General features: G+C 41.8%; 8 protein-coding genes. 7 read left to right on the top strand and 1 reads right to left on the bottom strand.

Annotated elements, in window-relative coordinates:
* The coding region (locus tag B3S92_RS04210) for a hypothetical protein (RefSeq protein ID WP_296203107.1) at positions 1-187 on the bottom strand (187 nt) is incomplete at its 3' end.
* 320 nt (positions 188-507) lie between these two features.
* Between B3S92_RS04210 and B3S92_RS04215 the strand changes: the two genes are divergently transcribed.
* The 7 genes from B3S92_RS04215 to B3S92_RS04245 form a co-directional block, all read left to right on the top strand.
* Complete coding sequence (locus B3S92_RS04215) at positions 508-702, top strand: hypothetical protein (RefSeq protein ID WP_296203015.1); 195 nt, start codon at positions 508-510, stop codon at positions 700-702.
* Between the two features lie 69 nt (positions 703-771).
* Positions 772-1107, top strand: a complete 336-nt coding sequence (locus tag B3S92_RS04220; protein ID WP_296203017.1) for a hypothetical protein — start codon at positions 772-774, stop codon at positions 1105-1107.
* A gap of 10 nt (positions 1108-1117) precedes the next feature.
* Positions 1118-1279, top strand: coding sequence for a hypothetical protein (locus tag B3S92_RS04225; protein ID WP_296203019.1), 162 nt, complete (start codon positions 1118-1120; stop codon positions 1277-1279).
* Positions 1276-1434 (top strand): hypothetical protein, encoded by a 159-nt coding sequence (locus B3S92_RS04230; RefSeq protein ID WP_296203021.1) that lies wholly within the window; start codon positions 1276-1278, stop codon positions 1432-1434. The genes B3S92_RS04225 and B3S92_RS04230 overlap by 4 nt, the downstream gene beginning before the upstream one ends.
* The gene (locus B3S92_RS04235; protein WP_296203023.1) at positions 1427-2443 is read left to right on the top strand and encodes a YqaJ viral recombinase family protein; all 1017 of its coding nucleotides are present in this window, start codon (positions 1427-1429) and stop codon (positions 2441-2443) included. The genes B3S92_RS04230 and B3S92_RS04235 overlap by 8 nt, the downstream gene beginning before the upstream one ends.
* Complete coding sequence (locus B3S92_RS04240) at positions 2443-2718, top strand: hypothetical protein (RefSeq protein WP_296203024.1); 276 nt, start codon at positions 2443-2445, stop codon at positions 2716-2718. Before B3S92_RS04235 ends, B3S92_RS04240 begins: the two co-directional genes overlap by 1 nt.
* 35 nt (positions 2719-2753) lie before the next feature.
* The coding region (locus B3S92_RS04245; RefSeq protein ID WP_296203028.1) for a transcriptional regulator at positions 2754-3568 on the top strand (815 nt) is incomplete at its 3' end.

Consider the following 3568-nt stretch of genomic DNA (forward strand, 5'->3'; position numbering starts at 1 on the left):
ATGGTCGGATGCTTACCTTACACACTTTCTTAGACTTGCTGATTTTGCCATTTTTACAAACAAATTTACCATCTTTACAGTGCGAAACGCCGCCCATGCTTTTAGAGCAAGGATAGTTCCGAGCATTTGCTTCCATTACTGGTGTCATCATAAGCATAGAGATAAATAGTGCTGACCAAGTTTTCATAAACCACCACCTTAATAATGAAATAAAGTAGTCTTAAACGATAGCATTAAGTTCACCTGCTATCTATCACTATTTCAAGAAAATTAACCGCCCAAAAGGGCGGTTTTTTTGTGTTTAAATTTCATGTTGTGAAAATTTAATGCACATAATGTGAATATTATCATTGACATTAATTCACACCGTGTGTAATATAAACACATGGCAACAAAGACAAGCAATTAGACGATGATGCTTTGATTATTTAAAAACATGATTAATGGCTAACAAATTACAGCCGATTCAAGTAGTCGGCTGTTGTGTGTTAACCAGAGGAGATAGATATGACTGAAGAAGAGCAAATAACTTCTGAAAGCCCTTTTTACAAAGTCTTAGAGTATTGGGCTGAAGAAGTGATAAGAACCGAAGAAAGTTTGCCTGAAGGGTTATGTAACCCAGTTAGCGACCAAGAATTTACTTTAAATAACGGTATGCAGGTGAAAATTCTTATAGGTCGAAACGTTCACGACGACGATTAACAGACACAAAAAAGCCCCTCCGACTACGACATCAAAAGGGGCCTCACTCACTTAAGAGAGGTAAGCATTATGACAGCAATTTTAGAAAAACTCAAGTTGGACCTTGGTTATGACTACGAAATTAACGAAGGTTATCGCAAGAAGAATGGTTTCTTCTTCTTCGAACAAGGTTATGACTTGATTCAAGTGGCCTTCGTCTCAGATGAGCACGGCAATATCCAAAATCTGGAAGTTATCGAAGCTTTAAAAGACGGTGAAGAGCCGATGGACTTTAATATCACTGATGGAATTTATCAAGTTATGCGTGACCAAATCGAGCCAATGCTATGGGGTGAAGAGCCACAAGATGAGCGCGACAGTATGAGCTCACTTGGTTTCACAAATTCTGATTTTTTGTACGGTTAAGGGGATGGTGATGGAAAAGAAATGGAAAGTCACTTACTTAGATGACGGCAAGCACATCACTGAATATCACCCTGGCGTAACAAAAATGGAAGCCCGGTGTGGCGTGACCCACCGCCTAAAGCGTCAGGTTAAATTTATCGAAGTTGTAGTGGCTGAGGAGGCAGAGGCATGAGATTCATTTTAATAGCGTTATTTGTATCGATTTTAGGTGGCTGCTCAGCCCATGTCGCACTGCTTACTCTCGATAAGCAAGCGGACAATCAACAACAATTCATCGATAACTACGACTACGAAATGTCCTTAATGGAGGCAAAAGATTATGAGTAATTTAGCAATCTTAGAAAGCTTTAAAAAGTACGCATCACAATTGGCTTTAAGCACTAAAAACATGAGCCGTGAAGAATGGTTAACGGCTCGCCAAACCGGTATCGGTGGCTCTGATATCAGCGCAATTATGGGCGTTAACCCCTACGCTACCGCTTACGATGTTTATGTCAGCAAAACGCAGCCCGTTGAAGATACCGCCGGCGAACCTGCTTACTGGGGCACCACCTTAGAACCAGTAGTCGCTACTGAGTTTGCCAAGCGTAACGATCTTAAAACCCAAAACGTTAACTTCATGATGCGTCATCCGGTCCATAAATTTGCAGTGGCTAACATTGACCGCGCTGTTATCAATCCAGAGATTAGCGGAAACGTTAGATTTAAAGACGGCAAGCTTACTACCGATACTATCTTAGAGATTAAGACAGCATCTGAGTACGTCGCTAAAGACTGGGGTGATGAAGAGTCGGATCAAGTCCCTGATCAGTATATGTGTCAAGCACAGTGGTATATGGGCGTGACTGATACCCAAGTTTGCTACATGGCCGTGTTAATCGGTGGCAACAAGTACCGCCAGTACAAGATTGAACGAAGCGATGAGCTTATCGATGTGCTGTTTGAAGTGGCCGAAGACTTTTGGGTTAACAATGTTTTGGCTGGGGTGGCACCTGAAGCGACTACTCTACAGAACGCCAAAGACAAATATCCAAAGCATACGCCAGATGCGGTACTTGATGTATCAATAGATGACGAAGCGGTTGAAGTCTTTAACGAATACGTTGAGCTTAAAGAAGCTGAAAAGCTACTTAAAAAACAGATTGAAGCCGCTCAAACCAAGCTGATCTGTACGATTGGTAACAATGAAGCACTGGCAATCGATGGCGATATTGCAGTGACTTACAAGGCTCAAGTTAGCAACCGCTTTGATAGCAAATCTTTTAAAGCTGACATGCCTGAGCTTGCTGCCAAGTACGTCAAACAGTCAGCAAGCCGTTTAATGAGGATTAAGTGATGAAGATTGAAGCCACGCACTTTGTAGTTATGGATAAAAACAAGTCATTGTTCTTAATGAATGAAAAAACGGGCGCTCTATCTAAAATGCCAAGCCAAGCAAAACGTTTTAACACTTTTGAACAGGCTGAAGCCAGCATACAAGCAACCTATAAATTATGGAAAGATGAAGAAAGTTACTTCTTCAGTCCTTTGAAGTTTCGAGATTTTGAGCTTGAGACACTTCGCATTAAAACCACTCATGAGCTCTTACCACGTGAAACGTATCCATTTTAACCCAATCTACCAATTTAATATAAGGAAACGACCTAATGAATAACTTACCTCAACAAACTCAATCATCTGGTTTTATCAATCCTCAAAACTATCAAGAAGCCTGGCAGTTTAGCGAAATGTTAGCAGCATCTGAAATGGTGCCCAAGAACTTCAAAGGCAAACCGGCTGATATTTTAATCGCCATGCAAATGGGTAGCGAGATTGGATTAAAACCCCTGCAATCACTTCAAAACATCGCTGTAGTTAATGGCCGTCCTACCATCTGGGGTGATGCTGTAGTGGCCATTTGCCAAAGCTCAGGAATGCTTGAAGATATCACTGAAGAAGTTACAGATGAATATGCAACGGTCACTGTTAAGCGTATTGGTCAAGAGCCACACAGCGTAACCTTTAGTATGCAAGACGCTAAAAAAGCAGGGTTGGCTGGTAAACAAGGTCCCTGGACTCAGTACCCCAAGCGCATGATGAAAAACCGCGCACGTGCTTACGCTCTACGTGATAAGTTCGCTGACGTGCTAAGTGGCTTTGGCATCACTGAAGAAGAGAAAGACCGTGCGATTGACGTTACTCCAGCCAAGCCGGTTAAGACCAAAAACGCCGGTGCCTCTGCCCTACTTGAGCGTGTCAAAGCAAAGGCGGCAACAGTTGAAGCACCGGCTATTGAGTATTTTGATACCACCCAATTAATCAACTTTATTGGCCAAGCTGAAAACTTAGAGCAGATTAATGGTATCGGCAAAGAAATTAAAGAAATGTCTGAAGATGCAGATATCAACATCAAAAATGATGACTTGGAAGCTTTACGTAAAACTTGGAAAGATAAAAAGCTAGAGCTTGAGTACGCCAATCT

Origin of the sequence: Psychrobacter sp. UBA3962, assembly GCF_002385225.1 — a bacterium.
GTDB lineage: Bacteria > Pseudomonadota > Gammaproteobacteria > Pseudomonadales > Moraxellaceae > Psychrobacter.

Bases quoted from the DNA above. Each gene is read 5' to 3' on its own strand.
- B3S92_RS04215 (WP_296203015.1), top strand. From the start codon at position 508: ATGACTGAAGAAGAGCAAATAACTTCTGAAAGCCCTTTTTACAAAGTC.
- B3S92_RS04220 (WP_296203017.1), top strand. From the start codon at position 772: ATGACAGCAATTTTAGAAAAACTCAAGTTGGACCTTGGTTATGACTAC.
- B3S92_RS04225 (WP_296203019.1), top strand. From the start codon at position 1,118: ATGGAAAAGAAATGGAAAGTCACTTACTTAGATGACGGCAAGCACATC.
- B3S92_RS04230 (WP_296203021.1), top strand. From the start codon at position 1,276: ATGAGATTCATTTTAATAGCGTTATTTGTATCGATTTTAGGTGGCTGC.
- B3S92_RS04235 (WP_296203023.1), top strand. From the start codon at position 1,427: ATGAGTAATTTAGCAATCTTAGAAAGCTTTAAAAAGTACGCATCACAA.
- B3S92_RS04240 (WP_296203024.1), top strand. From the start codon at position 2,443: ATGAAGATTGAAGCCACGCACTTTGTAGTTATGGATAAAAACAAGTCA.